27 protein-coding genes are annotated in these 24,943 nt (G+C 62.6%); 14 read left to right on the plus strand and 13 right to left on the minus strand.

All coding sequences use genetic code 11. From position 1 onward, the window contains the following. Positions 1-53 precede the first annotated feature (53 nt). On the plus strand, positions 54-1,163 hold the full coding sequence (locus FHW64_RS15815) for an alkene reductase (protein WP_184527787.1): 1,110 nt from the start codon (positions 54-56) through the stop codon (positions 1,161-1,163). A 41-nt stretch (positions 1,164-1,204) separates the two neighbouring features. Continuing rightward, positions 1,205-1,840 (plus strand): response regulator transcription factor, encoded by a 636-nt coding sequence (locus tag FHW64_RS15820; protein ID WP_184527789.1) that lies wholly within the window; start codon positions 1,205-1,207, stop codon positions 1,838-1,840. Position 1,841: 1 nt separating this feature from the next. Here the strand turns inward: FHW64_RS15820 and FHW64_RS15825 are convergent, their stop codons facing one another. Further along, on the minus strand, positions 1,842-2,762 hold the full coding sequence (locus FHW64_RS15825) for a LysR family transcriptional regulator (protein WP_184527791.1): 921 nt from the start codon (positions 2,760-2,762) through the stop codon (positions 1,842-1,844). A gap of 100 nt (positions 2,763-2,862) precedes the next feature. Here FHW64_RS15825 and FHW64_RS15830 point away from each other — a divergent pair, with 100 nt between their 5' ends. The 3 genes from FHW64_RS15830 (at position 2,863) to FHW64_RS15840 (ending at position 5,542) form a co-directional block, all read left to right on the plus strand. Further along, entirely contained in the window at positions 2,863-3,525 is a 663-nt protein-coding gene (locus tag FHW64_RS15830) for a peroxiredoxin-like family protein (RefSeq protein WP_184527793.1), read from the plus strand. Between the two features lie 277 nt (positions 3,526-3,802). Next, complete coding sequence (locus FHW64_RS15835) at positions 3,803-5,005, plus strand: MFS transporter (protein WP_184527795.1); 1,203 nt, start codon at positions 3,803-3,805, stop codon at positions 5,003-5,005. A 105-nt stretch (positions 5,006-5,110) separates the two neighbouring features. Continuing rightward, the gene (locus tag FHW64_RS15840; RefSeq protein WP_260304388.1) at positions 5,111-5,542 is read left to right on the plus strand and encodes a glutathione S-transferase C-terminal domain-containing protein; all 432 of its coding nucleotides are present in this window, start codon (positions 5,111-5,113) and stop codon (positions 5,540-5,542) included. A 21-nt stretch (positions 5,543-5,563) separates the two neighbouring features. Here FHW64_RS15840 and FHW64_RS15845 read toward each other — a convergent pair whose 3' ends face one another. From FHW64_RS15845 to FHW64_RS15855, 3 genes are all read right to left on the minus strand, one after another. Continuing rightward, positions 5,564-6,421: an alpha/beta fold hydrolase gene (locus FHW64_RS15845; RefSeq protein WP_184527796.1), complete on the minus strand. Its 858-nt coding sequence runs from the start codon at positions 6,419-6,421 to the stop codon at positions 5,564-5,566. Positions 6,422-6,489: 68 nt separating this feature from the next. After that, positions 6,490-6,933, minus strand: coding sequence for a nuclear transport factor 2 family protein (locus tag FHW64_RS15850; RefSeq protein ID WP_184527798.1), 444 nt, complete (start codon positions 6,931-6,933; stop codon positions 6,490-6,492). A gap of 80 nt (positions 6,934-7,013) precedes the next feature. Further along, positions 7,014-7,763, minus strand: coding sequence for an SDR family NAD(P)-dependent oxidoreductase (locus FHW64_RS15855; RefSeq protein ID WP_184527800.1), 750 nt, complete (start codon positions 7,761-7,763; stop codon positions 7,014-7,016). Between the two features lie 299 nt (positions 7,764-8,062). Here FHW64_RS15855 and FHW64_RS15860 point away from each other — a divergent pair, with 299 nt between their 5' ends. The 6 genes from FHW64_RS15860 to FHW64_RS15885 all read left to right on the plus strand — a co-directional run bounded on the left by FHW64_RS15860 (position 8,063) and on the right by FHW64_RS15885 (position 12,263). Then, positions 8,063-8,464, plus strand: a complete 402-nt coding sequence (locus FHW64_RS15860) for a nuclear transport factor 2 family protein (RefSeq protein ID WP_184527802.1) — start codon at positions 8,063-8,065, stop codon at positions 8,462-8,464. Between the two features lie 10 nt (positions 8,465-8,474). Beyond that, the gene (egtB, locus tag FHW64_RS15865) at positions 8,475-9,746 is read left to right on the plus strand and encodes an ergothioneine biosynthesis protein EgtB (protein WP_409350621.1); all 1,272 of its coding nucleotides are present in this window, start codon (positions 8,475-8,477) and stop codon (positions 9,744-9,746) included. A 141-nt stretch (positions 9,747-9,887) separates the two neighbouring features. Next, on the plus strand, positions 9,888-10,058 hold the full coding sequence (locus FHW64_RS34860) for a hypothetical protein (protein ID WP_184527804.1): 171 nt from the start codon (positions 9,888-9,890) through the stop codon (positions 10,056-10,058). 115 nt (positions 10,059-10,173) lie between these two features. Beyond that, the gene (locus tag FHW64_RS15875) at positions 10,174-10,551 is read left to right on the plus strand and encodes a DUF427 domain-containing protein (protein WP_184527806.1); all 378 of its coding nucleotides are present in this window, start codon (positions 10,174-10,176) and stop codon (positions 10,549-10,551) included. Between the two features lie 36 nt (positions 10,552-10,587). Next, the gene (gene egtD / locus FHW64_RS15880) at positions 10,588-11,574 is read left to right on the plus strand and encodes an L-histidine N(alpha)-methyltransferase (protein WP_184527808.1); all 987 of its coding nucleotides are present in this window, start codon (positions 10,588-10,590) and stop codon (positions 11,572-11,574) included. Between the two features lie 122 nt (positions 11,575-11,696). Then, on the plus strand, positions 11,697-12,263 hold the full coding sequence (locus FHW64_RS15885; RefSeq protein WP_184527810.1) for a hypothetical protein: 567 nt from the start codon (positions 11,697-11,699) through the stop codon (positions 12,261-12,263). Positions 12,264-12,299: 36 nt separating this feature from the next. On the opposite strand, the gene FHW64_RS15890 is transcribed toward FHW64_RS15885, so the two are convergent. Both FHW64_RS15890 and FHW64_RS15895 read right to left on the minus strand, forming a co-directional pair. After that, on the minus strand, positions 12,300-12,929 hold the full coding sequence (locus FHW64_RS15890; protein ID WP_184527812.1) for a response regulator transcription factor: 630 nt from the start codon (positions 12,927-12,929) through the stop codon (positions 12,300-12,302). Next, on the minus strand, positions 12,916-13,797 hold the full coding sequence (locus FHW64_RS15895; protein WP_184527814.1) for a sensor histidine kinase: 882 nt from the start codon (positions 13,795-13,797) through the stop codon (positions 12,916-12,918). Before FHW64_RS15895 ends, FHW64_RS15890 begins: the two co-directional genes overlap by 14 nt. 178 nt (positions 13,798-13,975) lie before the next feature. On the opposite strand from FHW64_RS15895, the gene FHW64_RS15900 reads away from it, so the two are divergent. Continuing rightward, complete coding sequence (locus FHW64_RS15900) at positions 13,976-14,608, plus strand: response regulator transcription factor (protein ID WP_184527816.1); 633 nt, start codon at positions 13,976-13,978, stop codon at positions 14,606-14,608. Between the two features lie 336 nt (positions 14,609-14,944). On the opposite strand, the gene FHW64_RS15905 is transcribed toward FHW64_RS15900, so the two are convergent. Further along, the gene (locus FHW64_RS15905; protein WP_311733311.1) at positions 14,945-15,754 is read right to left on the minus strand and encodes an alpha/beta hydrolase; all 810 of its coding nucleotides are present in this window, start codon (positions 15,752-15,754) and stop codon (positions 14,945-14,947) included. A gap of 414 nt (positions 15,755-16,168) precedes the next feature. On the opposite strand from FHW64_RS15905, the gene FHW64_RS15910 reads away from it, so the two are divergent. Next, positions 16,169-16,699 carry a hypothetical protein gene (locus tag FHW64_RS15910; protein WP_184527819.1) on the plus strand — a complete coding sequence of 177 codons (531 nt, stop codon included), beginning with the start codon at positions 16,169-16,171 and terminating at the stop codon, positions 16,697-16,699. A 252-nt stretch (positions 16,700-16,951) separates the two neighbouring features. Beyond that, positions 16,952-18,172: an MFS transporter gene (locus FHW64_RS15915; protein ID WP_184527821.1), complete on the plus strand. Its 1,221-nt coding sequence runs from the start codon at positions 16,952-16,954 to the stop codon at positions 18,170-18,172. A gap of 29 nt (positions 18,173-18,201) precedes the next feature. Here the strand turns inward: FHW64_RS15915 and FHW64_RS15920 are convergent, their stop codons facing one another. From FHW64_RS15920 to FHW64_RS15945, 6 genes are all read right to left on the minus strand, one after another. Then, positions 18,202-19,080, minus strand: coding sequence for a LysR family transcriptional regulator (locus tag FHW64_RS15920; RefSeq protein WP_184527822.1), 879 nt, complete (start codon positions 19,078-19,080; stop codon positions 18,202-18,204). Between the two features lie 256 nt (positions 19,081-19,336). After that, entirely contained in the window at positions 19,337-19,969 is a 633-nt protein-coding gene (locus FHW64_RS15925) for a glutathione S-transferase family protein (RefSeq protein ID WP_184527824.1), read from the minus strand. Positions 19,970-19,993: 24 nt separating this feature from the next. Further along, entirely contained in the window at positions 19,994-20,749 is a 756-nt protein-coding gene (locus FHW64_RS15930; RefSeq protein WP_184527826.1) for an SDR family NAD(P)-dependent oxidoreductase, read from the minus strand. Positions 20,750-20,962: 213 nt separating this feature from the next. Continuing rightward, positions 20,963-21,709 (minus strand): SDR family NAD(P)-dependent oxidoreductase, encoded by a 747-nt coding sequence (locus FHW64_RS15935; protein ID WP_184527828.1) that lies wholly within the window; start codon positions 21,707-21,709, stop codon positions 20,963-20,965. 505 nt (positions 21,710-22,214) lie between these two features. After that, complete coding sequence (locus FHW64_RS15940; protein WP_184527830.1) at positions 22,215-22,601, minus strand: SRPBCC family protein; 387 nt, start codon at positions 22,599-22,601, stop codon at positions 22,215-22,217. A gap of 504 nt (positions 22,602-23,105) precedes the next feature. After that, positions 23,106-23,984, minus strand: coding sequence for an enoyl-CoA hydratase/isomerase family protein (locus FHW64_RS15945; RefSeq protein ID WP_184527832.1), 879 nt, complete (start codon positions 23,982-23,984; stop codon positions 23,106-23,108). Between the last annotated feature and the right edge of the window lie 959 nt (positions 23,985-24,943).

A 24,943-nucleotide genomic window follows, 5' to 3' on the forward strand; every position in this document is an offset into this window, starting at 1 on the left:
CAGTGTTCCCTGTCGGCCACGGTCGACTCCCTCACATCCAAGGATTTCCAGATATGTCCAAGCTCCTGTCCCCAACCCAAGTCGGCCCCTTCCCCATCGCGCACCGCGTGGTGCTTGCGCCGCTGACCCGCATGCGTGCGGAGGCTGGCGCGATTCCCGGCGACCTGATGGTCGAGTACTACTCACAGCGCACATCCCGCGGCGGCTTCATGATCTCAGAGGCGACCATTGCTGCACCCGACGGCAGCGGCTACCTCGGCTCGCCCGGTCTTCACGATGATCGCCAGGTCGCTGGCTGGAAGAAAGTCACCGATGCGGTCCACGCCAAGGGCGGCGTCATCTTTGCGCAGCTCTACCACGCCGGTCGGCAGTCGAACGCACAACTGCAGCCGGGCGGCAAGGCGCCTATCGGACCCTCCGAGATCGCACACGGCGGCGTGGCCTACACCGAAGCAGGCTGGGTGCCCAATACCCCGAACCGCGCGTTGACCGTGGCCGAAATCCACGCACTGGTCGAGAGCTTCCGCTCGGCGGCGCAGCGCGCTCAGGATGCCGGCTTTGACGGTGTCGAACTGCACGCCGCCAACGGCTATTTGTTCGACCAGTTCCTGCAGGACGGCAGCAACAAGCGTACCGACGAATACGGCGGGTCCTTCGAGAATCGATTCCGCTTCCTTCGCGAAGTCACCGCCGCAGTGATCTCGATCTGGGGCACGGACAGGGTGGCGGTCCGCCTGGCGCCGAGTGGCACATTCGGCGACATGTCGGATACCAACCCGCAAGGTCTGTTCACGTACGTCGTGCAAGAGCTCTCGAAGCTTCACATCGGCTACCTGCATCTGATCGAACCTCGCGTCATCGGCAACAGCGACGACGAGAGCGCCGACCCGAATCCGGTAGCTTCCGAGCTGCTGCGCAAGCACTTCAAGGGCACGATCATCTCGGCGGGTGGTTTCACAGCGCTATCGGCCGAAGCGATTCTTCAGGCCAGCGACGCGGATCTTGTCGCTTTCGGCCGCCACTTCGTTTCGAACCCCGACCTGCCCGATCGGTTCCGCCACGGCTGGCCACTAAACGCTTATGTCCGTGATTCGTTCTTCGGTGGGACAGAGGTTGGCTATACCGACTACCCGTTCTACCGGGAAACTGCGAAGGCCGCTTGAGTTAGTCCTGGATCTGCGACGATCTGCGAGGCAGCCTGCTCATGGAATCGGCCACCAATCGCGTGCGCGTCCTGTGCGTCGACGACCATCCAACGATCCGCACTGGCGTGGCCGCACTATTGGCGCGAGACCCATCGCTGGAGCTCGTCGGGGAGGCTGCCGGCGTCGAACAGGCCGTTCAGCAGTTGGAACAGCTGAGGCCGGACGTCGTGCTGACAGACATGCGGTTGCCTGACGGCACGGCCCTCGACGTCATCGCCGCCGCGCGTGGCCTTCACGAGGCGACGCAGATCGTCGTCCTCACAGAGTCATCGGGCGATGTAGGCGCCCGCCGCGCCCTCGCGGCGGGCGCCAAGGGCTACATTCTGAAGAGTCGGCCGGGCAGCGACATCGTCGCGGCCATCCGCGGCGTCAAGGCCGGTCACCGCGTGATCGACTCCGACGTCAGTCGCCGTATGGCGGCTCACGCACACGAGCGGGATCTCAGCGAGCGCGAGATCCAAGTACTTCGGCTCGTGTCGCAAGGGCTGGCCAACAAGGAGATCGGCAAGCAGCTACTCCTCAGCGAGGGCACTGTGAAGAACTACCTCGCGCAGATCCTCTCCAAACTGGGCGCCGCCGATCGTACGAATGCTGTCGTACTTGCATTGAGTCGCGGGATCCTGGGCCTGCCCTGAGCTACTCCATCACCAACGCAGGCTCGCCCGTACCCGACTCAGCGAGCCAGCGCTCCACGAACGACACAAAATTCCGCGCCTTGGCACTGGCGAGCCGTCCGGTCGGATAGACCGCGGACAGGCCGAGGCGTGGGAGCGTCCAGTCCTCCATGACGGGTGCGACGACACCCGATTTGAGCTCCGGGCCGAACGCCCATTCCGAAGCAATGGCCAGCCCCATGTGCGCGAAAACGGCCGCGCGCAAACCTTCCGTGGCGGTGAGGCGGACGCGTCCATGTACCTTCACCGAAACTTCGGCCGTGTCCTTGCGGAACGTGAATTCCTCGCCGCCGCCGCTATCCCGCGTATAGATGAGCACCTGGTGCGACATCAGGTCGGCAGGAGTGCGAGGGATACCGTGGAGTTCGAAGTATTTCGGCGTTGCAAGCACCAGGCGACGTCCCTCGGAGATCTTTCGCGCGGTCATGTTTGAATCCGCGAGCGGGCCCATGCGCAGCGCGAGATCAATGCCTTCCTCGACAAGATCGATTGCGCGATCGTCGAGCACCAGGTCGACCTCGAGATCCGGGTGCGCATCGAGGAACTCCGGCATGCGCGGAACGATGTGCAGCCGAGCGAAACACACAGCCGCTGAGACACGCAATTTGCCGGACAGGCCAGCTGCCGTGCCGCGCGCTGCCAGTACTGCTTCGTCCGTCTCCTCGATCGCACGTTTGGCTCGTGAGTAGAAGCTTGCGCCGGCCTCCGTCGGCGTGAGTCCTCGCGTGGAACGCAGGAAGAGCTTCACGCCAATCCACTCCTCGAGTTGTGCGATCGCCTTCGAGACGGCCGGCTGCCCGATTTCGTAATGACGGGCCGCCGTCGAGAACGAGCCCGTCTCAAAAACGCGAATGAAGATTTCGATCGCCGATAAGCGGTCCATCGTGATTCTCCGGCGGAATGAGCGCCATGCGATTTTGCATGTTCCGGTGAGGCACGCCAGTCGATAGATTCAAACGCGTCATCAGGACGAAGGGACATTCGTGGCTGCACCCGACACGACGACGCGCGACCCCAGCGCCCCATCCGAGGCCGACGCCGAACTCGCGATTGCGGTCGCAACCGAGGCAGCCTCGGGCGCGTTGCGCGCCGGCACGAAGGCGCCGCTTTTCACGCTCGCCGACGAAACCGGCGCGCAGGTCGCGCTTGGAGACCTGCTGCGAATGGGCCCGGTCGTCTTGCACTTCATTCGTGGGGCATGGTGCTCGTTCTCGGAGCAGAGTCTGAAAGACTTCGCTGCGACCCATCGCCAAGTTGTTGCGCTTGGCGCGAGCGCTGTCGCCATCACTCCGGTCCGCGTGGGGCACGCTCACATAGAAGGTCTGCCAGTGCGCGAACTCCAGGACGTCGAAATGCGTGTGATCCGTCAGTTCGGACTTGCGTTCACCCTGCCCAAGGGCTTGCGCAAACGATACGTCAACCTCGGCTATTCGCCACCAGCGCCGCGCGAGGCTGGCGAGTGGCTGGTGCCGCTGCCGGCAACTTATGTTCTTGACCGCGATGGCACCGTAGTGCTTGGGGCCGTGGATTCGGACTACCGACAGCCGTTCGACCCGCTGTTCCTGCTTACTGCGCTGAAAGCCTTGAAGGCACGTGGCGGTCGCTCTCCTCAGTACATCGCGCGACCACGAACTGACCACACGTGACCGCCAGAGTCCCTTACCCGAACATTCCGCGCAAGCATGGCTGCCGGGCCTAGAAAGTATTGTTCTAAACGACGGTCAATCTCTAGATTCCCTCCATCGAAGTCAGGCTTGGCCGAAGTGCATGCCAAGTCCTCCGAGACCCCAAAGTCGGTCGCCCCTGCCTACCTCTGTCCTCTGAAACGGAATCGTCATGTCTCCAACGTCGCCTGGCCCCACCAACACTGCGCTGCAAGCCGAACGCCTCCGCCAGATCGCCTTCTGGGTCTCGGCGGCGGTCGTGAGCCACACGCTGTGGACGAGTGCGGCGCCTGCGCTCGCTTACAGGCTCTACGAGGAGCAATGGCACCTATCGACGATTGCGACGATGGCTATCTTCGCCGTCTATCCCATCGCGGTTGTGAGCACGCTATTGCTGTTCGGCAATCTCTCTGACATTGTCGGGCGTCGAGCCGCGATGTTGCTCGGGGTGAGCTTCTCGCTTGGCGGCATCACACTCTTCGCCGCCGCAACGAATCTCGCCGCGCTATTCGTGGGTCGCGCGCTCATGGGCGTCGGCGTCGGACTGTCTGCCGGCCCGTCAACCGCCGCACTGGTGGACTTCAGCCCGCCAGGACGGGCGGACGTCGCCTCGCTGACGGCCACAGCGGCCCAATCGATCGGGATGGCGGCGGCGCTACTTCTAAGCGGCGCCCTGATCGAATACGCGCCGTACCCTACGAGACTGAGCTTCGTTGTATTGGCAGTGCTGCTCGTAGGCCTGCTTGCGGCCGTGCGACGGGTACCGCGGCCACGCGTTCCGATCGCGTGGTCGCACTGGCGCCCGAGCTTGCCCGTCGTCCCGCCCGCTGGGCGCCGCCCCTTCCTCATCGCGACCGCTAGCCTGACCACCGCCTACACAAATGGCGCGCTTCTGTTGTCGCTCGGCGGCCATATTGCGCACGATCTCATTGGCTCCCCCAATGCGCTGGTGAACGCGGCGCTTCTGACACTGTTCCCGATCGCGTTGGGCCTCGCCGGCGTACTCGCGCGTGGTACCGAGCCGCAGACGCTCCTGAATCGCGGCGCGCTCGGGTCCCTCGTTGGCATGACGCTGCTGGCCGTCGCAATCGCCCTGCGTTCCGTTCCGATCATGTTCGCCGCGGCAGCCGCATCCGGCGCTGGTTACAGTTTCCAAGTCTCTGGCGGCCTCGTAACCCTCGCGACAGCCAGTTCCTCCAAGCATCGGGGCGGTATCGTCTCGGCGGCATTGCTCGTGGCCTATCTAGCCATGGGATCGGCAGCGTTGCTTCTTGGCCTTGCCGCGGCCCATTGGGGTCTCGGCGCTGCAGTCGACCTTGGCGCCGTGACTATCGCATCCCTGAGCGCCATCGCCTGGGCGATCGCAAATTTCAAGGACCGATCGGAAGCGGGGTGCCGAGCCGGGCGACTCAGTGACCGCCTGAGGCAGCCTCGTTGTAGCGTCTGCCACACCAATGGCTGAACGCGGCCGCTCCGCGGCACCGACAAGTCAACGCAATGAAGCTCTTTCACTCTTCCGTTTCTCCCAACGCGCGTCGCGCTCGCTTCTACGTCGCCGAGAAGGGCCTTGGCGATCTGGCGCTACCTCGAGGAGCACTTCCCGGAAAAGGCTCTTCTCGGCCGAGATGCCAAGGAGATTGCCTTGGTCGCCATGTGGGAGCGGCGCATGGACCTGAATGGCTTTACTCCGGCCATGGAGGCCGCTCGCAATCGCGCACCGGGCCTCGTGGGTCGCGCCTTGCCGGGACCGCACGCGTACGACCAGATTCCGGCACTGGCAGACCGCAGTCTGAAGCGCATCGATAACTTCTACGACGACTTGGAGGAGCATCTACAGGCGTCCCCCTTTGTCGTGGGCGACACGTTCACCGTCGCGGACATCACCGCGTTTGCCACGGTCGACTTCGCGACGGCCATCGGCAAGCCGCTGCCAGCGACCCATACGGCCATCCGCCGCTGGTACGACGTCGTCGCCAGCCGCCCATCTTCTCTTGCCTGAGAACAGACAAGCCTTGGGGACTCAGTCCGCTGGACGGGAAAGGAAGTCGTTCACCTGCGACGCGAATAGCTCCGGGTACTGGTACTGGGCGCCGTGGTTGCCATCCGGATACAGGATCAGATGCGCGTTCGGCAAATTCTGCTGCAGGATGTACGAGTTGATCGTGTAGATGATCACGTCGTTGCTTCCGTTCACGACCAGCGTCGGCTGTTTGATGTCGCGCAAGTACTCGAACGGCCTGTCGGCCGGCGCGCCCCACCTGGTCAGGGCAGCGATCTGCGCGGGAGCGACCTTCTCGTTGACCTCCGGATCGCGGTTTTCCTTGCGAAGGCGAAAGCGCTTGAGGAATTCCCGGCCCGCGGCCTGGCTTCGCTCCGAAGGCGTGAACATCACGCGCAGCCACAGGTGGTCCGGCTCGGCGTAGGTCGCACCGAAGATCTCCTGCGCTTCCGGCGTCAACGTGGCCATGCCTTCGCCATGACGCGGGCCGGTGCCGACGAGCACCAGGCGACGCACGAGGGCCGGAGCGCGTTGCGCGGTCGCTTGGGCGACGAGGCCGCCCATCGAGAAGCCGAGGACGTCGACCTGCTTGAGTCCTAACGCCTTGATGAAGTCGATCAAGTGGTCAGCCATGCCTTCGATGGACTCGGGGACTTCGCCCGAACTGCTGGAAATGCCGGCGTTGTTCCAGAGGATCACCTCACGCTGCGCGGCGAGTCCGTCGGTCACGGCCGGATCCCAGTGGTCCATCGTGCCGGTAAAGTGGATGTTCATGACGAGCGGCGCGCCACCGGTCTTGCCGAAGCGGCGGTAAGCGAAGCGCACACCGTTGACCTCGGCGAATTGCGTCGGCGCCGTTTGATGTCTGTGTTGGGTCATGGCGAAGCCCTTTCGAGAGTTCGTGGAGATTGGCTTGAAGACGGACCGGCAGAACGGCGACCTGGCCGTCACTTCGAGGGTGCATCGGACGTACCAGAGGACAGGCCGTGTGCGATACCCAGTTTGTCCAGCAGCTTTTGCGGTTCGAAATACGCCACCCAGATGGACGTTGCCTTGCCATCGCGCACCGTCCAGTGCTCGGAGATCGTGATCACGGCGTCGCTGCCGGTCAACCCGAAGTTCACGAGCGCGACAACCTTCTCGTCCTCGGCGAACAGAACGTCATAGGAGAAGCGTGAGAAGTCCAGGACGCCGGGCAGGTTGGGCAGTACCTGGTCGCGAAAGAACGCAGCGCCCGCGTGCGTGCCTCCCCAGGGCAGATAGTTCGGTGCGGAGGTCGTGAAATCGGGGTGCAGATACGGGCCGAAGTCCGTCAGGCGTCCTTGGACGCCTGCCTGGTAGTAGGCGTCGACAACGGCCTTGCTTTGCTCGGTGACCGTGGCATTGGTCATTGCGTACTCCTTCTGAAGAATGCGGCGGCCACACCCCTACCTTGGTCGCGGTGTGCCGTGGCGCTGCAAAGTGTGTTTCGTTAGCCGGCCGTCTTGCCGCCGTCGACCGTGATGACCTGGCCTGTCACGAATGCAGCCGCGTCCGAGGCAAGGTAGAGCACAGCCGCTGCGATGTCATTCGGCTGGCCGACTCGTCCAAGTGGGACGTAACCTGCGAGTGCTGCCTTGTTCTCTGGACTACCAGTGAATCGGTCGAGCATGCCGGTATCGGTCGGCCCGGGCGCCACTGCGTTGACCCGAACGCCGGTGGATGCGACCTCCAATGCAGCCGATTTCGTGAGGCCTTCGACGGCATGCTTACTGGCGGAATAGACGGCCGCGTTTGCGGCGCCTTCGTGGCCATAGGTAGACGAGATGTTGATGATGGTCCCTGACTTCTGCGGGCCCATCACGCGCAGTTCGTGCTTCATGCTGAGCAGGGTCCCAAGCACATTGGTATCGAAAGTCGCCACATAGGACTCCGCGGTCTGCGCGCTGATCGGCCCGGGTTGGCCTTCCGTGCCGGCATTGTTGACAGCCACGTCCAGACGCCCGTATTGAGTCACGGCCTGGTCCATCAGGTCGCGCACCGCAACATCGTTGCGGACATCGGCCTGGATGAAGCGAGCTTGCACGCCAAGCTCCTTCAGTTCCGCTTCCAGGATCTTGCCGACATCTGCACGACGCCCAGACACGATGAGTCGGGCCCCTTGCTTTGCAAACGCGAGCGCGGTGGCGCGGCCGATGCCGGTCAATGCGCCAGTGATGAGGACAACGGGTTGAGCAGACATGGAAATTCTCCGTTCAGTCATGACAATGGGTGCGTGGGACTTTGAACTGCAGCGATTCCGTAACGGTTCGAGCAGTGTCCGTTCGGGCGCCAGGTCGGGCATCGCCCGATCGGGGCCGAACACACGACCCCTATGTGCACCCCGCGCGATGTGCCTTTCGAGGGAGTGCGAGGGCGGTCCGAGAGAACGAAGATGCGGGGGCGCGATACCGCCACGTGCCGAAAGGCACTTGCGGCGGCGAGCGCATACGCCCAAAGTGACGCCTCCCCAATCCGGCCGCACGACCACCAGGAACCAACATGCCCACCCCTCTGGAAGAAGCCAACCGGGCGCTCGTCCTCGAAGCGTTCGACACGCTGTTCAACAAGCGCGACTATGCGAAGGCCCAGACGTTCTGGTCGTCGCACTACATCCAGCACAGCGCCCACATCGAACCGGGCCGCGAGGGCCTGTTCAGTCTCATCAAGGCCGCTCCCGCATCCCTGAAATACGAGCCCGGCCTCATCGTGGCCAGCGGCGACTACGTGATCGTCCATGGCCGCTTCTCTGGCAACGGACGTCCACGCAACTGGATCGCGGCGGACATCGTGCGCATCGCCGATGGCCTGCTGGCAGAGCACTGGGACGTTCTGCAGGACGAGGCGTCCCAGGACGACTCCAAGAGCGGAAATCCAATGTTCGGCGATCGTTTCCTCGACTGATGCAGGGGCGATGAAGACTCCTGCCACCGATACCATCTCGTCGTTTTCCCTCGCTGCGATGATCCGTTCCGCACGCCGCAACTATGCGGAGGTGCGGACGCATTCGCTCGCCCTGACGCGCTCGCTTACGTCCGAGGATCAGTCGGTGCAGTCCATGCCCGACGCGAGCCCTACCAAGTGGCACCTCGGACATACGACCTGGTTCTTCGAGACCTTGCTGTTAGCGCCGCATGTGCCCGGATACGCGCCGTTCGACGCGCGAATGGCATACCTGTTCAACTCATACTACGAATCTCTCGGCCCGAGGCTTGCGCGCCCCGAACGCGGCATGCTCACGCGGCCCGCGCTCGAACATGTGCTCGCATACCGGCAACATGTCGACGCCGCAGTGGACAACCTGCTGTCGACGATGGACGCAGCGGTTGCGCCAACAGTGTTGGACGCCCTCGCACTGGGACTGCATCACGAGCAGCAACACCAGGAGTTGCTCGTCACCGACATCGTCCACGCGTTTTCGCGCAATCCGCTGTTTCCGGCCTTCGCGCCGCCGAGCGGACTGTTGGAGATTCCGCGCAATTCGAGCGGCGGCGCCGAGTGGCTCAGCCATCCAGGTGGCATCGTTGACGTCGGCCACGACGGCCCGGGCTTTGCCTTCGACAATGAGCGCCCACGACATCCGACGCTCTTGCGCCCCTTTGCGATCGCCGATCGACTCGTGACGAATCGCGAATATCTCGCCTTCATCGACGACGACGGCTATCGACGTTCGGATTTCTGGTTGTCCGACGGCTGGGCCGCGATACACGCCAATGGATGGGAGGCTCCGGGCTACTGGATGCGCGCCGAGACACTTGCACTCAGACCGTCGGAGCTCCCCGACGAGGGATGGCTGTCCTTCGGTCACGACGGCCTCCACGCGCTCGACTTCGACGACGCCGTCACTCACCTGAGCTTCTACGAAGCCGCGGCCTACGCGCAGTGGGCCGGTGCGCGCCTGCCAACAGAATTCGAATGGGAAGCGGCCTCGACCCTCCCCGGTATGCGACAAGTCGCCGATCGCGCCTGGCAGTGGACGCGCTCCTCCTACGATCCCTATCCGGGATTCCGGCCGCTCGCGGGTGCGGCCTCGGAATACAACGGGAAGTTCATGGTCGGCCAACTCGTCTTGCGAGGCGGCAGCATTGCCACGCCGCCGGGTCACGCGAGGAACAGCTACCGGAACTTCTTCCCGCCAGCGACCCGCTGGCAGATCACCGGCATGCGACTAGCCCGGGATGCCTGAAACCCAAGCAAGCCGCGCAGTGGGAACGCCGAGTGTCCATATCGAGCTATTGCCCCTCGCACGTGGGCCGTCGATAGTGCATCGACTGCATTGCGCAGCACGCGGATCGATTCCCGAGAAGCACCAAGGAGCTGACAGCAAATGATCCTGGGTATCCCCAAAGAGTCCCTGCCTGGTGAGACTCGGGTTGCCATGACGCCGGAGAGCGTCCGCAAGCTCGTCACGCAGGGGCACGTCTTGCGCATCGAGCGCGGCGCCGGACGCGGCGCCAACGCGCCCGACGAGCTCTCTTTTAAATGGACAAAACCATGATGGTCTTCGGCGACGCCAAGAAGGTAGTCGAAGACATCGTCAAGGCAGTCGAATGACTTCCCTCGCTGCCGGCACTTGCGTGTCTGGCCAGCACACACCCCAAGACGAGGACAACATGAACGCAAAGCAAATCAAGATTCCCGGCCCCGATCACCCGATCACCATCGAACGCACTTCAGGTCGCGTGATCGTCAAGGTCGGCGGCCACGTCATCGCCAACACGGACGAAGCGCTCACGCTGCGCGAGGCCAGCTATCCGGACGTTCAATACATCCCGCGCAAGCATGTCGACATGTCCCGGCTCGAACGAACCGCGCACGCGACCTACTGCCCGTACAAGGGCGATTGCTCGTACTACAGCATTCCGGCCGCGGGCGACAAGGGCATCAACGCCGTGTGGACCTATGAGGAGCCCTATCCAGCCGTCGCCCAGATCCGCGAACACGTCGCGTTCTACCCCGATCGGGTCGATGCCATCGAGCGCGTTGCCTGACTCATCGGAAGCCTCGGCCAAGCCATTCCCATCCACATGAACGCCATCCTCCTTCAATCGGCCACGGATCAACTCGACGACGTCGGGTCTATGGCCTCCGAAGTCGCCAAGGGCCTATCCGCAAGCCCCAAGCAGCTTCCTTCCAAGTTCTTCTACGACGCCGAAGGCTCTCGGCTGTTCGAGGAGATCTGCCGCCAACCGGAGTACTACCTCACGCGCACCGAGATCGGGATCCTCGTGCGCTTTGGAGGCGACATCGCTCGAGTTGTGGGGCCGCACTCGCGCATCGTGGAGTTCGGTAGCGGTAGCGGAGTGAAGACCCGCCTGCTGATACGCAGCCTGGCGGAACCGGCGGTATACGCACCAGTCGAGATCTCGCCCGACGCGCTCAAGGAAAGTCTGGTTGCGTTGAGGCGCGAATTCCCTGGCCTGCCGATAACCCCCGTCGTCGGCGATTTCACGCAACCCTTGCGGTTGCCGGTCTCGTCGTCAATTGCACGCAGGACAGTCGTGTTCTTCCCGGGCTCGACGATCGGCAATTTCGACAAGGCGGGGGCGTTGCGAGTCCTGCGCAACATCCGCGGCACCGTGGGATCTACCGGCGGCGCGCTCGTCGGCATCGATCTGCGCAAGGATGTGGCGCAGACGGAGGCCGCGTACAACGACGCAGCAGGTGTGACGGCACGATTCACCTTGAACATGTTGGCGCATCTCAATACTGCGGTTGGTACCGACTTCGACCTGACCCGCTTTGCGCATCGAGCGCGCTACAACGTCGCGGCCGGCCGCATCGAGACCTACCTGATCAGCCTGGACGACCAGACCGTTCTTCTGCAAGGCGCGACATATAAGTTCAAGCGCGACGAAGCGATGCTGGTCGAATACAGCCACAAGTACACCATCGGCGAGTTCGAGGCTCTGGCGGCTCGTGCCGCTTTGAGCCTGCGCAATGTCTGGACGGACGACCTGAAGCGATTCGCCATCGTGTACCTGAGCGGAAAACGACCAGGTGTTGACGCCTGAATCCCCCGGCGCGGCGCGGCGAGGCGCAAATTGCTCGTGTGCGCAATACCTCTTTGAGGCGACCTACCACTAGCCTGCGGCACAGCCCCTATCAAGCCTCATCCACTCAAGGAGCGACTCCTATGACCCTAGAACAAACCCAGCAAGCTTTAGTCGGCGACTGGACCAGCATCGCACCCGAGGTACGCCCCAGTGCCGCCAAGAACCCGGACGGCTCGCTGAAGCCGTTCTACCTGAAGCGTGAGTTCAAGGCCTCGCCGAGCGATCGCTTCGAGCTAGCCATCATCAACTTCGCAGACCCATACGGCAAAGCGCCACTCGCACGCCTTCTCATCAAGGGCCACATGTTCTGGCGCGGCGAGCATCCAATCGCGCCCGGTGCACAGAAGGTGGATTTCGTCGCCGATGACGCCTACGAAGTCACGCCCTTGCTGCAGGGCTTCGCCGATGTGCTGAATCAGGTGGCTGCTCAAGGCTACGCGAAATGGCAGGTCGGTCAGACGCAGAGCATCTTCGGCAAGAGCTTCGCGCCGTTCGGCCTTGCAGCCGGCAAGAATTTCATGGAGTACGACCTGATCTACCTGGCTCACGGCATGCTGTTCTGGGGTGCACGCAATGTGGATGGCCGCGGCTTCGATACCGAGCAGAACCGGCCGACGAATCTGCAGATTCCAATGGTGCGCAAGTAGGGTCCATCCATGAGCACCGTCCGGATCTCGCGCAGCTCATACCCCAATGATTCCTCGTCGATTGCCAATCGTGACAGCGTGGGTTCGGTCGTTGGCACCCAGCTTGTCGAGAATGCCCTTGACGTGGTTCTTCACCGTCCCCTCGGAAATCGAAAGCTCACGCGCGATGCGCTTGTTCGAGTTGCCGGCAGCGATCAATTCGAGAACGTGAATCTCGCGAACGCTCAGCTGGGCGTCGGCCGAATGATTGGCGAGATCGAGAACGATCTCGGCGTCGAATCGTCTCTGCCCCGAACGAACGGCCCGGACCGCGTCGAGCAGGTCGGCTCGCACGTTGGCCTTCAGAATATAGCCAACGGCGCCAGCCTTTAAGGCACGTTGCACAAGCGCATCACCTGCATAGGTTGTCAGAACGATTACGCGTGCCGACGGGTCTTCGCCACGAATCGCGGTCAACGCATCGATGCCGCCCATAACTGGCATCTGCAGATCCAGCAACACGATGTCGGGGCGGAGGCTCCGTACCCGCTCGATGGCTTCCAGGCCATTGGCAGCCTCCGCCACGACCTCCATGTCTGGCGCCTGACCGATCAGCCAGCCAATACCTTCACGAACGATGGGATGATCGTCCACCACGACGATGCGCAGCTTGTCAGCGGTTTCCATTGCTCGACCCCTTCGATGTCCATCGCCAACTTGGCCCACCACTATAGTTGGCGAACGCCACACGGTTCGGTAATGTGAGTTCAACTTCCGTGCCAGCCCCTGGTCGGGACCACACAGCGAGCCTTCCCCCTACGTCCGCGGCGCGAGCCCGCATTTCATGCCCGACACAAGCGAGAGCCGCGCGGGTCATACCCACCCCGTCATCGCGGATGCGCAGGGAAAAATCGTCACGTCCGAAGCTCAGTTCGACCTCGATGACACTCGCCGAAGCGTGTGTCATTGCGTTGCGAACCGCTTCGCGCGCGACCCAATAGATCTCGTCCCGAACGAGCGGAGCCAGCACTCGCGGTTGCCCTTCCTCACGAACCGCGAATATGGTCGATCGACGACGCGGAGTGTCGCTGAACTCAAGTCCGAGCAAGTGCATCGCTTGGACCAGGTCGTCCGAGTTCTCGTCTGCATCGTGCAGTTCCTGCGCGGCCTTGCGGCCTTCCATCAACACGATGTCCGCGCGTTCCAAGGTCGCACCAAGCATCCGATGCGCCTCGCCCACCTGCCCGGGCAAGAGGTTGTGCACAGCCTGCAGTCGAAACACAAGGCCTTGCATTCCCTGCAGGAGAGCATCATGCGATTCGCGAGAGAGGCGTGCCTGCGCCTTCACTTGCAAGTCGCGCGCACGCGCCGCCTGTCGCGCGCGCCGCGACTTCCAAAAGACCAGAACCACCAGAACGATGCTGCCCACGGCGATCGTGCCCGCAAGCCAGGTCGAATGGGCGATGTCAGCTCCGCGCTCGAGCACGCCGCTACCTCCGGGCGGGCGAACAAGAACGGCGCACGGAAGCGCGAACGGAAAGAGCACAACGCGCATTCGTCTTTTCCGACTTCGGCGACTGCGGCGCAGACGCGTTCGCCACGCCCCGGGTATTCGGGGAAATCTCTCGCTTGGCGCAGACCGGATCGGTATCATGGATAACGCAGTGGCAGCTGCATTCGACGACGCCTGACAGGCGCTGCATAGCCTCCGATCTCATACTAGGAATGTGCTCTTGCAATCCCCACATCCGCCCATCCGCGTTCTGTGCGTCGACGACCATCCGCTCGTCCGTGCGGGCGTGCTTGCCTTGATTTCTGGCTCGGAGGACATCGAGCTGGTCGGCGAGGCGGCCAGTGGCCGCGAGGCCATCGAGCAGTTTCGCGTACTCAAGCCAGATGTCACGCTGATGGATCTCAAGATGGCCGACATGGGGGGCATCGACGCCGTCATGAGCATCAGGGCGGAATTCCGCGAGGCACGCATTGTGGTCCTCACCACCTACCCCGGCGACGCTCTGGCGCAGCGCGCCCTGAAGGCCGGCGCGCAGGCCTACCTCCTTAAGAGTCAAGTTCGCGCCGAACTCCTTGACACAATCCGCGCCGTTCACCTTGGACAGCGGCGTGTCGACCTCGACGTCGCACAGGAGTTGGCGAGGCACGCTGCCGGAGAGCAGCTGAGCGCACGCGAGATCGAGATCCTCGAACTCGTCGCCGCCGGCAACTCGAACAAGAGCATCGCAGACAAGCTGTCCATCGCGGAAGGGACAGTGAAAAGCCACATCAAAAATATCTTGGCGAAACTGGGGGCTCGCGATCGCACCCACGCCGTCGCCTTGGCGTCGAACCGCGGAATCACCGGCTTTTGATCGGCACCTCATACGCCGCCAAAGCGGCGTCATCGGGGAGACGTCGCGACGACATACGACCAGGGCGATCTTCTGCGACATGAGGAGATGGGCAGAGGCCTGACTTGTTGTTCACGCGTAACCTTCCGTCGCATTCGTCGATGGCGATCGCGAGCGAACGGCGCCTTGTTCATTCGCTTGCAACCGACGATAAGCGGTCAGGCACAGGGCGCGAAGCCTCCATTGGGACTGCGCGTCATCCCCCATTAGAGATACTTGGGCGAGCCGTCGCAGAACGGCATCTCCGCCTCGATCCAGGATATCCACGAGGTGCGTTGGTCCCTCGGGACGGTGCAATCAGTCCTGATCGAGGAAGGATGCGACGTCCCTCACAAAGATCTCGTGGTATTGGAAATGCGAGCCGTGATTTGAATCAGGAAACAGGATGAGGCGCGCGGTCGGCAGTTGCTGTTGCAGCACGTAAGAATTGACCGTCGGCACGACGACGTCGTCACTGCCGTTGACCACCAGCACAGGCTGCGTGATGCGCTTCAGATAGTCGGTCGTGCCGCCGGCCGCCCCCCAGGCACGTGCTGCCGTGCTGTGCGCTGCAGCAGTCTCCGGACTCACCGGCGTATCGCGATCCGCCGTTCGCGCGTGCGTTCGCTCGAAGTAGCCGTTTGCGGCCGCCTTGCCGGCATCGCTGGTCGAAAAGAAGATCGGGCCCCACATCAGGTCCTGGGGCTGATATTGCTTGGTGAACAAGTTCGCGGTGTATTCCTTGCGGACCGCCATCCCCTCACCGCCGCGCGGGCCCGTGCCCACAAGAACCAGCTTGCGCAGAAGCTCCGGCCGGTCGACCGCGATCTGCTGGGCCACGTATCCGCCCATGGAATGGGCAAGCAAGTCAACCCTCTTCAAGCCGAGGGCATCGATGAACGATTCGGCATCCTTCGCCATCGCCTCGATCGTGTTCTTCGCGGGCCCCGAACTGGCACCGACCCCGGCATTGTCGAACACGATGACCTCGCGCCCCTGAGCCAACGGATCCGTGACCGCCGGATCGAAGTTGTCGAGATTTCCTCGGAAGTGCTGCAGGAAAACCAACGGCGTTGTCTTGGGTTGCCCGAAGCGGCGATATGCAAAGCGGATGCCGTTGGACTCCACGTAGCGCGTGGGTGCAGTCACCAAAGACGACGACACGACGGCCCCGTCTACGTTGGGCTCGCCATTTGATGCCGAAGCGGGAGCAGGAACTCCGGTGGACAACGCAACTGCCGTCAGCGCCGGACCAGTGAGGAATCGAAAAGGTTTCATGGTGTCAAATTTGGAACGGGCCCGCGCCTGAGCGCCGCTCTCTCGGCAACGCCTTCACAAGCCAGGTGCGAAGTTTCGATCGCTCTACGCGCCAAACCAAGTGCCGTTCGGCACTGGTCGCTGTCAGCATCGCCTACGGCGAACGCGGCGCCGCGCCTCGATATGGGCCGGGATCTACGTTGCTTCGTTGCAAGCATGGACGGAAGGATTAGAAGCGGCCCTCACTTGGCGGGGACGGGGGGCTGTTCCTTCCGAGCGATGTGCATGGCCGTCATTGAGAATGACACTACGGGCTTCGCAACGGTTTCCCTATGTGGCGCATGGCACATGAGACTTCCCGAGTACCTCAAGCATTCAACCTGTCGGCGCCGGCTGATCGGTGCACGAGCGCAGCCATCGCGAGAGATTGAGTACGGCGAAATGATGTGCGCTTACCGCCGCACTGGGGGATTGGTTCCTGCAGACGAACTCGCGCTACGACTCGGCGAATTGGTCCAGCAACCCATCTCCCAGGTCGCCAAGTGGATCATTGCCCATCAGGTCGTGAGTTTTGTCTGGGATTCGACCATGTTCCTCCCAGTCTTTCAACTCGATTCGGTTGAATTGAGGCCTCGTGCGCCAGCTTCGGCGGTGGTCCGGGAACTGGCGTCTTCCTTGAGCGACTGGGATCTCGCGGTTTGGTTCGTCAAGCCGAACTATCTTCTGAATGGCAAGCTACCCATGGACGCGCTTGCAATTGATGCCGACTCGGTGTTGTCGGCGGCTAAGGCGGAGCGCTATTTCGTCCACGGTTAGCGGACCTTTCTGCCAACGCGTGTCCCGACGCGCGTTCCGGCGCGATTCGTCACTCGCGGGCAAAGGCCTCGACAGTAACTTCCAACCGTGCTGCAGAGGCATGACTCCCGAGCCTACAAAGTCTTTTCAAAAGGGAGTCAATGTCCCTAGATTCCGTTCTACCGAAGGTTGGCGCGATCTCGACGGGTCACGGGGTCCCTCGCGAGTCTCGAGCCGGCCGGGTCACGCGCACGTGCACCGCAAGGAGTTTCCATGGCATCCATCACTCAATCCGATAGGGTCCCCGGACCCGTCTACTGGCTGGCACTCGGGGCATTCGCAATCGGCACCGAGGGCTTCATGATTTCTCCGCTGCTGCCGAGCCTTGCATCGGACTTGGGGGTGAGCATCCAGCACGCCGGCCAACTCGTCACTGTCTTCGCGTTCGCCTACGGCATCAGCTCGCCTGTACTCACGGCTTTGACCGGCGGCGTGAATCGCCGCTCGCTGCTGCTGGGCAGCATGATTGCATTCGCCCTTTCCAACCTTCTCGCCTTCGTCGCCAACTCGTTCTGGAGCCTGATGGCGGCCCGCGTCCTGCTTGCCTTGTCCGCGGGCCTGTTCGTTCCGGGATCCAATGCGCTCGCCGGCTCCATCGCCATGCCGGAACGCCGGGGGCTCGCCATTGCAGTCGTCAATGCAGGCATCACGATCGCGATTGCGCTCGGCGTGCCGCTTGGCGCCATAGTCGGCTACAAGTTGGGCTGGCGGATGACCTTTGCCGGCGTCGCCCTTCTCTCGTCGATCGCGGCTGCAGGCGTATTCTTCGGGGTACCCAAGGGCATAGGCGATGGTGTTCCGACCGCAACAATCGGCGAACGCATTCGTGTCGGTGTGCGTCCCATCGTGCTTGTTACCCTGCTCACCACGACGCTATGGGCAACTGGCGCCTATACGGTCTATACGTACCTTTCGCCGCTGCTCACCTCCCTTACCGGCCTACAGGGCATGCAGATCAGCGTTGTGATGTTCATGTGGGGTTTCGCTGCCGCGATTGGCGTGTTCTCCGGCGGCGCTTTGAGCGATCGCTTTGGCCCAGCGCGCGTGATCGTGCCGGCACTCGCCCTCAGTGGACTTGGCTTCTTCAGCCTTGCAGTCGACGCCCGAGTGCTTAGCCCGTCGGCCGCGCTCTGGCCTGCGCTCAGTGCCGTCGTCATCTGGGGACTGACGCACTGGGCGTTCTATCCGGCCCAGCAGTCACTGTTGATCGGGATTTCGGGCGTAAAAGTAGCCGGCATCGCGCTCTCACTCAACGCGTCGTTCATGTACATCGGCTTTTCACTCGGCGCCGCGCTCGGTGGCGTGACGCTGGCACACGGCTCGACGAACGATCTGGGCCTGGTCGCTGGTCTGGCCGAGACCTGCGCCGTGATCCTGACGCTCCTGATTCATGGACGATCTCCGCAGGGCGCAGTCTCTCGCACGATCGCATGATTGCTCGACTCAGCATGCGACGCGCGTCGTTAACTCAGAGACTCACTCATTCTTGAGAGAAAGAGCTTGAGAATCGGCGATGCGTTGGAACGACTGTAGCCCACAACCAAGTCAATCATTGGAACTTCGCCAGCAAGCGGTCGACTAACCACAGACCACGGCAGCAGGTTCTCGACGTAGCTGGGGATCAACGCCACGCCGCGTGTCGAAGCGACGAGAGACATGACCATGGCCGGGTTGTCAACGCCCTGCGTGGGAGTCAGGACAACGCCTTCACGCTTCAGATAAGCGTCAATAACATCTTTCACAAACCGTGCCTTGTTGGCCATGGCCACAAAGGGCTCATCCACGAGGTCCCTCGGATGAATGGACTTTCGCTTGGCCAAGCGATGGTCGCTAGGCACGAGGACAACCAGCGGTTCGCGACCCACGACGCGGTACTCAAGATCGAAGCCAGGTTCGGCTCTCAGGAATGCCAGGTCCAGTCGTCCGCGCGCAAGGCCATCCGCAAGATCGGGCGAGTAATCGCTCGAAACCGTCACATCGACGTTCGGCAAGTCGTCGCGCAACACGTGCATGGCCTTGGGCAGCCAAGTCATCTCCTGCCCTGTCAGGAATCCCAGGGCGAATCGCTTTTTGGCAGGGTGCGCTGCCCGCCTTGCGGCCTCCGTAGCAGCGTCCACCTGGCTCAGTGCAAGGCGCGCGTGGTCTATGAATGCCTTTCCCGCTTCTGTTAGCTCCACGCCCCGGGCGCTTCGGCGCAACAGTTCCACGCCGACCTGATCCTCCAGGTCGCGGATCTGCCGACTAAGCGAAGGCTGTGATGTGTGCAGTCGCTTTTCCGCGGCCAAAGTGACGCTACCGGTCTCGGCCACTGCAATGAGGTACTTGAGATGTCGCAGCTCCATGATGTCCTAGACCCCGAAGGCATACCCACAGGCTAAAAGGTCAATTTTTACGCGGTGGGCTGCGACTTTCATTCGCACTCAACTTCAGCAAAAGCGCGGTTACCCTAGGTCGAATGCAAGACTTGCTCTTGCGCTTCCGAGATCAGTAGACAGCTTCTTTCTTACGCCGACCTCCTCTTCCTTCGGGCTAGAGGTCTGGTATGAGATCCGTGTCATCCACCAGGATTTCGAGCGCATGCGCAGGATGAAGTTCAGTTCAAGCTGACGCACTGGGACGGCCAGACACTGACGCATGCCAACGCCGCAGTGCGACCAGCGAGTTCGGTATGGGCAAGTCGATCGCCTTCGCAGCGAAGTCAATCGTCACCAATAACGTGATGTCTGCAACCGAGAAGGTGTCACCGGCAACGTAGATCGACTTGGTGAGGCGTGCGTTCATGTCGTTGAAGAGGTTCGTCACGCGTCGCGTACTGCGCTCGATGAGCGCGGGAATCTGCGCATAGTCGTGCGGTCCGGCGATCGCGCGATCCTTCAGGCCGGGGATTCGGTTTCGGATTGCTTCCATCACCGAGGCGAAGCCTTCCTGCTCGACTCGGCGGTCCCACATGGCGACTATCGCCCTCTCCTTGGCCGTCGTTCCGAAGAGCGGCGTGTCGGGGTGAACGTCGTCGATGTAGCGACCGATGACCGGCACTTCACCGATAGCGGTGTCGTCGTCGAGCAGCAAAGTGGGCACGACACGGCGCGGATTGATCGCGCGATAGGCTTCGCCGTGCTGCTCGCCGCTGCCGAGGTCCACCGGGACCATCGGGATCGACAGGCCCTTCTCAGCGAGAAGGATACGAACGCGCCGTGAGTTGGGCGACGAGGTGGAGTGATAGAGCTTCATTGGGTTTCCTTTGGGACGCATTGATTAAAGCTTGGAGCCACCGTCGACGCGCAGTGTGTCACCGGTGATCCAGCGGGCCTCGTCGGAGGCGAGAAAGGCGATGGCCGCCGCGATGTCTTGCGGTTGGGCCAGGCGCCGCAGCGCCTGCATGCCCAGTGCCGCGGCGCGGCCAGCGCTGGTCTTCGTGAAGTTGGACATTTCGGTTTCGACCACACCCGGCGCCACGGCGTTGACGCGAATACCGCGCTCGCCCAGACTTGCCGCGAAGTGCTTGACCAAGGTGTCGATAGCCCCCTTCGTGGCCGAGTAGGCGGACAGCGTTCCCCCCAGTGAGGCGTGGGCGGTCAGTGAGGACAGCAACACGATGCTGCTGCCCTTGCACAGTGCAGGCAGCAGTTGCTGCACCAGGAAGAAGGGCGCACGCACATTCACCGCGAACAAGGCGTCGAAGTCCTCAACCGTGGAGCCATCGATGGAAGCGGCTCTGGAGATGCCGGCGTTGGCCACCAGCACATCCAGTCGGCCACCGATGATGGCGCGTACTCGCTGGGCCAACTGATGTGGCCCGTCGGGGGTCCGCAGGTTGGTCGCGAGCTTCTCGGCCTTGCCGCCAGCACGGCGGATCTCGTCCACCACCGCGGCCGCTTCCTTCTCGCCGCTGCCATAGTGCACTAGCACTTGCGCGCCGGCTTCGGCCAGTGCCAAGGCGGTCGCGCGGCCAATGCCACGCGAGGCGCCAGTCACCAGCGCGGTCTTACCAGTGAGTTGAACAGAGCTCATGGTTGGGTCCTCAAGACGGCATCGCGGAGATCGTTGCCCACCAGCGTCGACTGCTGGACGGGCCTCCCGTTAGGGTCATAGGTGGATGCGGCATGGTGGCTGCACGGTTCGGTGCGCTGGTTCATGGTGAATCTCCTGATTGCGAGTGAGGTAGCGCCCGCCCCAGTTGAGAGGGCGCTACCGTTCGACGCGCAGCGGTAAGGTGAGGGGCTTTCAGCCAGCGGTCTTGCCACCATCAACTGTCACGATCTGCCCAGTGACAAAGGACGCGCCCTCGGATGCCAGGAAGAGCACCGCAGCGGCGATGTCGGCCGGGTTGCCGACGCGGCCCAAGGGCACGCCCGCGGCGAGCGCGGCCTTATTTTCTGGAGTGCCCGTGAAGCGGTCCAGCATGCCCGTATCGGTCGGGCCGGGTGCAACGGCATTGACCCGCACGCCGGAGCCCGCCACTTCCAGAGCGGCCGATTTGGTGAAGCCTTCGACCGCGTGCTTGCTGGCGGCGTAGACCGAGGCATAGGCGGCACCTTCGTGGCCATAGGTCGAGGAGATGTTGATGATGCTGCCGCTCTTCTGGGCGGTCATTGCGCGGAGTTCGTGCTTCATGCTCAACAGCGTACCGAGCACATTGGTGTCGAAGGTTGCTGCATAGCTTTCGGCAGTCTGGTTCACGATCAGGCCCGGCTGGCCTTCGGTACCGGCGTTGTTGACGGCGGCATCAATGCGGCCAAAGAGGGCGACAGTCTGGTCCACTAGCGACCGCACTTCGTCGTCATGCCGTACATCGGCCTGAATGAAGACTGCCTGGGCGCCAAGTTCTTTCAGTTCTGCCTCGAGGGCTTTTCCTTCGGCAGCGCGTCGTCCAGCGACGGCCAAGCGCGCGCCGCTGCGTGCAAACGCCAAGGCAGTAGCGCGGCCGATGCCGGTGAGGGCGCCAGTGATGAGGATGACGGGATGGCTCATGATTCAGTCCTTAAAAGTATGACGGTGGTTGTATGGAAGCATCCGACGCCTTCGAATTCGAAGACCACGATCGCGCTTTCCATGGGGGAGAATCTAAGGACTCACCGTGGTCGCAACAAAGACTTTGTAAGCTTGCTAGCCATGCTTCAGGAGCATGAGACCGGCAAACTTGGAACTCGGCATCTGGCTACTTCGCTGCCGCGGTCGGGCCGGAGGCGGCCTTGCGCAGGCGGCCGAGACATGCCCAAACCTCTCAGCCTTCGTTGAGCCAGCAACTCACGAACTGGAGGGCCCGGTCGAGGTCGGACTTCGGCAAGGTAGCGCGCCGGGGATCGAGTTGACTTGCGCTGGAAAGGTGCTCAACACGAATTGCAGAGCGTTGCGTTGGTGGCCCAGAACAACCGGCGCCATCGTGCCGAGGCGGAATCCCTGCTTGCGTCGACAGGTTCACGCGCGCCGCGCGCCTTGCTGATCACAGTTGTCTCCTTGGTAGAGGGGAATCAGTTCAGCGTTCCAGCTGACGACGAAGCTCACTCAGCGCATCGGCGACGGCCGGTCCGAGGACGTCGCCAAGCTCATCCGGTAGGACCTCGGTGCTGTAGACGACCAGCGATTCACCGTCGAGGTCGTGAACATCCACCGTGCCCAGGTGATAGTCGACCGGGACATCGCCGCCGACAATGCTGTACTGGAAGCGGCGCAGCGCTTCGTCTCTGCTGATGTCCTCTTCGACGCGCGCACCGCCCTGCAGCAATAGACTTCGTCTGGAATCCTCAACGCTGGAGGTCTCGACCAATGGGAACCAATCACTGATGCGGCCGGCGTCATTGATGACGGCCCACACCTCGTCCGGGTGTCGGCGTATGCGGATTTCGGATCTCCGAGTGGCCATTTTTTCTCCTTGGGAAAAACCGCAATATGGCGGCCAAGGTTTCAGAATGGATAGCGCCCAGGCTGTCCAGTCCGAACGCCCAGCGGCGGCTGGCTGGATGTCATTGCAACAGAGACCGCAGCAGGATTTCCCTCCCTAAAGGGGGGTGCTACTACCCCCCTTTTAATCCATCAAGCGAAGGCAGATCGTCATCGTGTTAGCGCCGACAGGCTTCGGAAAGTCGACGATGCTTGCTCAGTGGCAGCCCGAAGCGCAGGCGATGGGCGCCAGCAAAATCCAAGCCATCGGCAGCACTCCGATCGTGACGAAGACCATTCATGCCCGGCCTGCTCGGGGCCTCTCTGCCCGCTGACGAAGAACGGCCCTGATGACGCGACACTGTGCGTAGGGCCTGGACCCTTCGTCTCGACCGGTGGTGGGCCTCGCTGCTGCGGATTGCTCCGGCGGCCCTGCGTTGGTGGACGGAACGGCAGAGAAGAGGTCGCTCGCCGACGAAATCCAAGACTACTTCGCAGGAGGCATCTTCGCCAGGAAGTCCATGTCCAGCTCGCTCCGGTAGTTCTCGGCGCCAAGCTTTTTCGAAAGCATCACGCGCTCGAGCGTCACGGGGTTCGCAAGGGCCAGGTCGGATTCGTGGGCCTCGACCAGCAAGCCCTCCGAGAGCGAGCTGAACGCGCCGACGTCAACGGCCGTCTTGATGTGGGCGATCGCGTGGGGAGGAAAGGCGGCGATGCGGTATGCCAGCTTCTCAACGAATGGTCCCAGCTCACTTGGCGGAAGCGCTCGATTGATGTAGCCGTAGTGGTCCGCCAGCTCCGCCGAGATGTCGTTGGACCCCAGGAGCACCTCGAGCGCTCGCTGCCGGCCGATTTGTCGCGGAAGTCTCTGAGTTGAGCCTCCTCCCGGGACGAAGCCCCACACCACCTCGGGCTGCCGGAAGAATGCCTTTCCTGTTGCAGCAAAGCACATGTCCATCGCCAGCGCCAGCTCGCTGCCGCCGCCCCGCGCGCGTCCCTCAACCTTGGCAATGGTCACCTTGGGCATATATCTGAAGCGCTCGTAAAGCGCCTGCGTGAGACGGAACGTGCGCGAACGCGATGCCGGCTTGGCGGGGCCGCTGAAGCGCCCTAAGCCCGAGTGCGCCATGAAGAAGTCAGGAAGCGCGCTCTGCAGAACGACAACGCGGACCGACTCATCAAATTCCAGCTCCGCCCCCAGCCGCTCGAACTCCGACGCCATGACCTCGTCGAGCAGGTTCAGCGGCGGATGATCCATGCTGACGAATGCCACGCCGCCATCGAAGCGGAACTTGAAACAGGTGTAGTGGGCGTACGGCTCGGGAGCGACTCCGGCCGGCGCGGACGCCACGCCGGTCGCTTGCATGCCCTCTGCTCGCGCCGCACCAGCGACAACCGCAGCAGCCGAACCCAAGGCAACGGTTTGGCGCAGAAAGTTGCGACGTCCGTTCGCCGATGCCGCTTCCGTCTCGATTCCATCGTTTGAATCCATTGTCATCACCTCTGAATCGACACTGACAAGATGGTGGCCGGGCTGCCGGTGCCATTGCGGTCGCCGGTCGTGTCGGCGTGATGCCGTACCCCAGATTCCGAATCGGTACGCTATCGCCCTACCGGTACCGCCGCACGTGCCATCCGAGTCGGAGCGCGTTATCTCTTTCGAGATGGCGGCGGCGGTTCATTGAAATATCCTTGAGCCGTTGAATCGGTCGTCATGTGGGCACACGACGAGGCGGCAATGAGCGGACGACCCCAGACCCAATTGGTGCCGGCGAAAACGGAGCGGCAGGAACTGGTAGCCCTGACTCTGCGACGCAAGACGTCGCAAGCCCTAGCACTGCGCGCGCATCGTGCTGACCTGCGCCGACGGACAGAGCAACAACGTCGTCGCAGCGCGTAGCGCTACAGACGGTGTGCATTGGTGCTGGAGTTCGGCGTTCCGGCGCGCACTCGCTGGCGGCAGAATGTCAAGCACGCCCTGAAGCCGGCGGCGCGGCGTCTTGCTTGCCTGATTGAGCACGACACCGTCGACGGCGGTGCCTACCGGCGCTCGGGGTCTCGATTCGGGCAGGCGTGCACACCGGCAAAGTCACACCCTTGATGTACCAGTCAGCCTCGCGACATGACAGCCGAAAACGAGGTCATCCGAGTTCATTTAGCTTCTGACGAAGCTCGTCCAAGGAGCTCAAAAGGCGGACGAATCACTGCGTCGTGGAGTTGGAGTTGGAGTTGACGTCTCCCCCGAATTCCGGACTTTTCAAAACTAGAGGTAAGGTGGCTTTTTCGGCCGGCCCGCGAGGGCAGGAAGGAGAAGCGATGAAGAGG

It is taken from the genome of Variovorax sp. Sphag1AA (assembly GCF_014192575.1).
Lineage (GTDB): Bacteria > Pseudomonadota > Gammaproteobacteria > Burkholderiales > Burkholderiaceae_C > Variovorax.

Coding starts and splice junctions, on each gene's coding strand:
- FHW64_RS15815 (WP_184527787.1), top strand. CDS start 54: ATGTCCAAGCTCCTGTCCCCAACCCAAGTCGGCCCCTTCCCCATCGCG.
- FHW64_RS15850 (WP_184527798.1), bottom strand. CDS start 6,933: ATGACCAATGCCACGGTCACCGAGCAAAGCAAGGCCGTTGTCGACGCC.
- FHW64_RS15940 (WP_184527830.1), bottom strand. CDS start 22,601: ATGGCCACTCGGAGATCCGAAATCCGCATACGCCGACACCCGGACGAG.
- FHW64_RS15925 (WP_184527824.1), bottom strand. CDS start 19,969: ATGAAGCTCTATCACTCCACCTCGTCGCCCAACTCACGGCGCGTTCGT.
- FHW64_RS15855 (WP_184527800.1), bottom strand. CDS start 7,763: ATGTCTGCTCAACCCGTTGTCCTCATCACTGGCGCATTGACCGGCATC.
- FHW64_RS15860 (WP_184527802.1), top strand. CDS start 8,063: ATGCCCACCCCTCTGGAAGAAGCCAACCGGGCGCTCGTCCTCGAAGCG.
- FHW64_RS15915 (WP_184527821.1), top strand. CDS start 16,952: ATGGCATCCATCACTCAATCCGATAGGGTCCCCGGACCCGTCTACTGG.
- FHW64_RS15910 (WP_184527819.1), top strand. CDS start 16,169: ATGGCCGTCATTGAGAATGACACTACGGGCTTCGCAACGGTTTCCCTA.
- FHW64_RS15935 (WP_184527828.1), bottom strand. CDS start 21,709: ATGAGCCATCCCGTCATCCTCATCACTGGCGCCCTCACCGGCATCGGC.
- FHW64_RS15825 (WP_184527791.1), bottom strand. CDS start 2,762: ATGGACCGCTTATCGGCGATCGAAATCTTCATTCGCGTTTTTGAGACG.
- FHW64_RS15845 (WP_184527796.1), bottom strand. CDS start 6,421: ATGACCCAACACAGACATCAAACGGCGCCGACGCAATTCGCCGAGGTC.
- egtB (WP_409350621.1), top strand. CDS start 8,475: ATGAAGACTCCTGCCACCGATACCATCTCGTCGTTTTCCCTCGCTGCG.
- FHW64_RS15895 (WP_184527814.1), bottom strand. CDS start 13,797: ATGCGCGTTGTGCTCTTTCCGTTCGCGCTTCCGTGCGCCGTTCTTGTT.
- FHW64_RS15875 (WP_184527806.1), top strand. CDS start 10,174: ATGAACGCAAAGCAAATCAAGATTCCCGGCCCCGATCACCCGATCACC.
- FHW64_RS34860 (WP_184527804.1), top strand. CDS start 9,888: ATGATCCTGGGTATCCCCAAAGAGTCCCTGCCTGGTGAGACTCGGGTT.
- FHW64_RS15885 (WP_184527810.1), top strand. CDS start 11,697: ATGACCCTAGAACAAACCCAGCAAGCTTTAGTCGGCGACTGGACCAGC.
- FHW64_RS15945 (WP_184527832.1), bottom strand. CDS start 23,984: ATGCAAGCGACCGGCGTGGCGTCCGCGCCGGCCGGAGTCGCTCCCGAG.
- FHW64_RS15820 (WP_184527789.1), top strand. CDS start 1,205: ATGGAATCGGCCACCAATCGCGTGCGCGTCCTGTGCGTCGACGACCAT.
- FHW64_RS15890 (WP_184527812.1), bottom strand. CDS start 12,929: ATGGAAACCGCTGACAAGCTGCGCATCGTCGTGGTGGACGATCATCCC.
- FHW64_RS15930 (WP_184527826.1), bottom strand. CDS start 20,749: ATGAGCTCTGTTCAACTCACTGGTAAGACCGCGCTGGTGACTGGCGCC.
- egtD (WP_184527808.1), top strand. CDS start 10,588: ATGAACGCCATCCTCCTTCAATCGGCCACGGATCAACTCGACGACGTC.
- FHW64_RS15920 (WP_184527822.1), bottom strand. CDS start 19,080: ATGGAGCTGCGACATCTCAAGTACCTCATTGCAGTGGCCGAGACCGGT.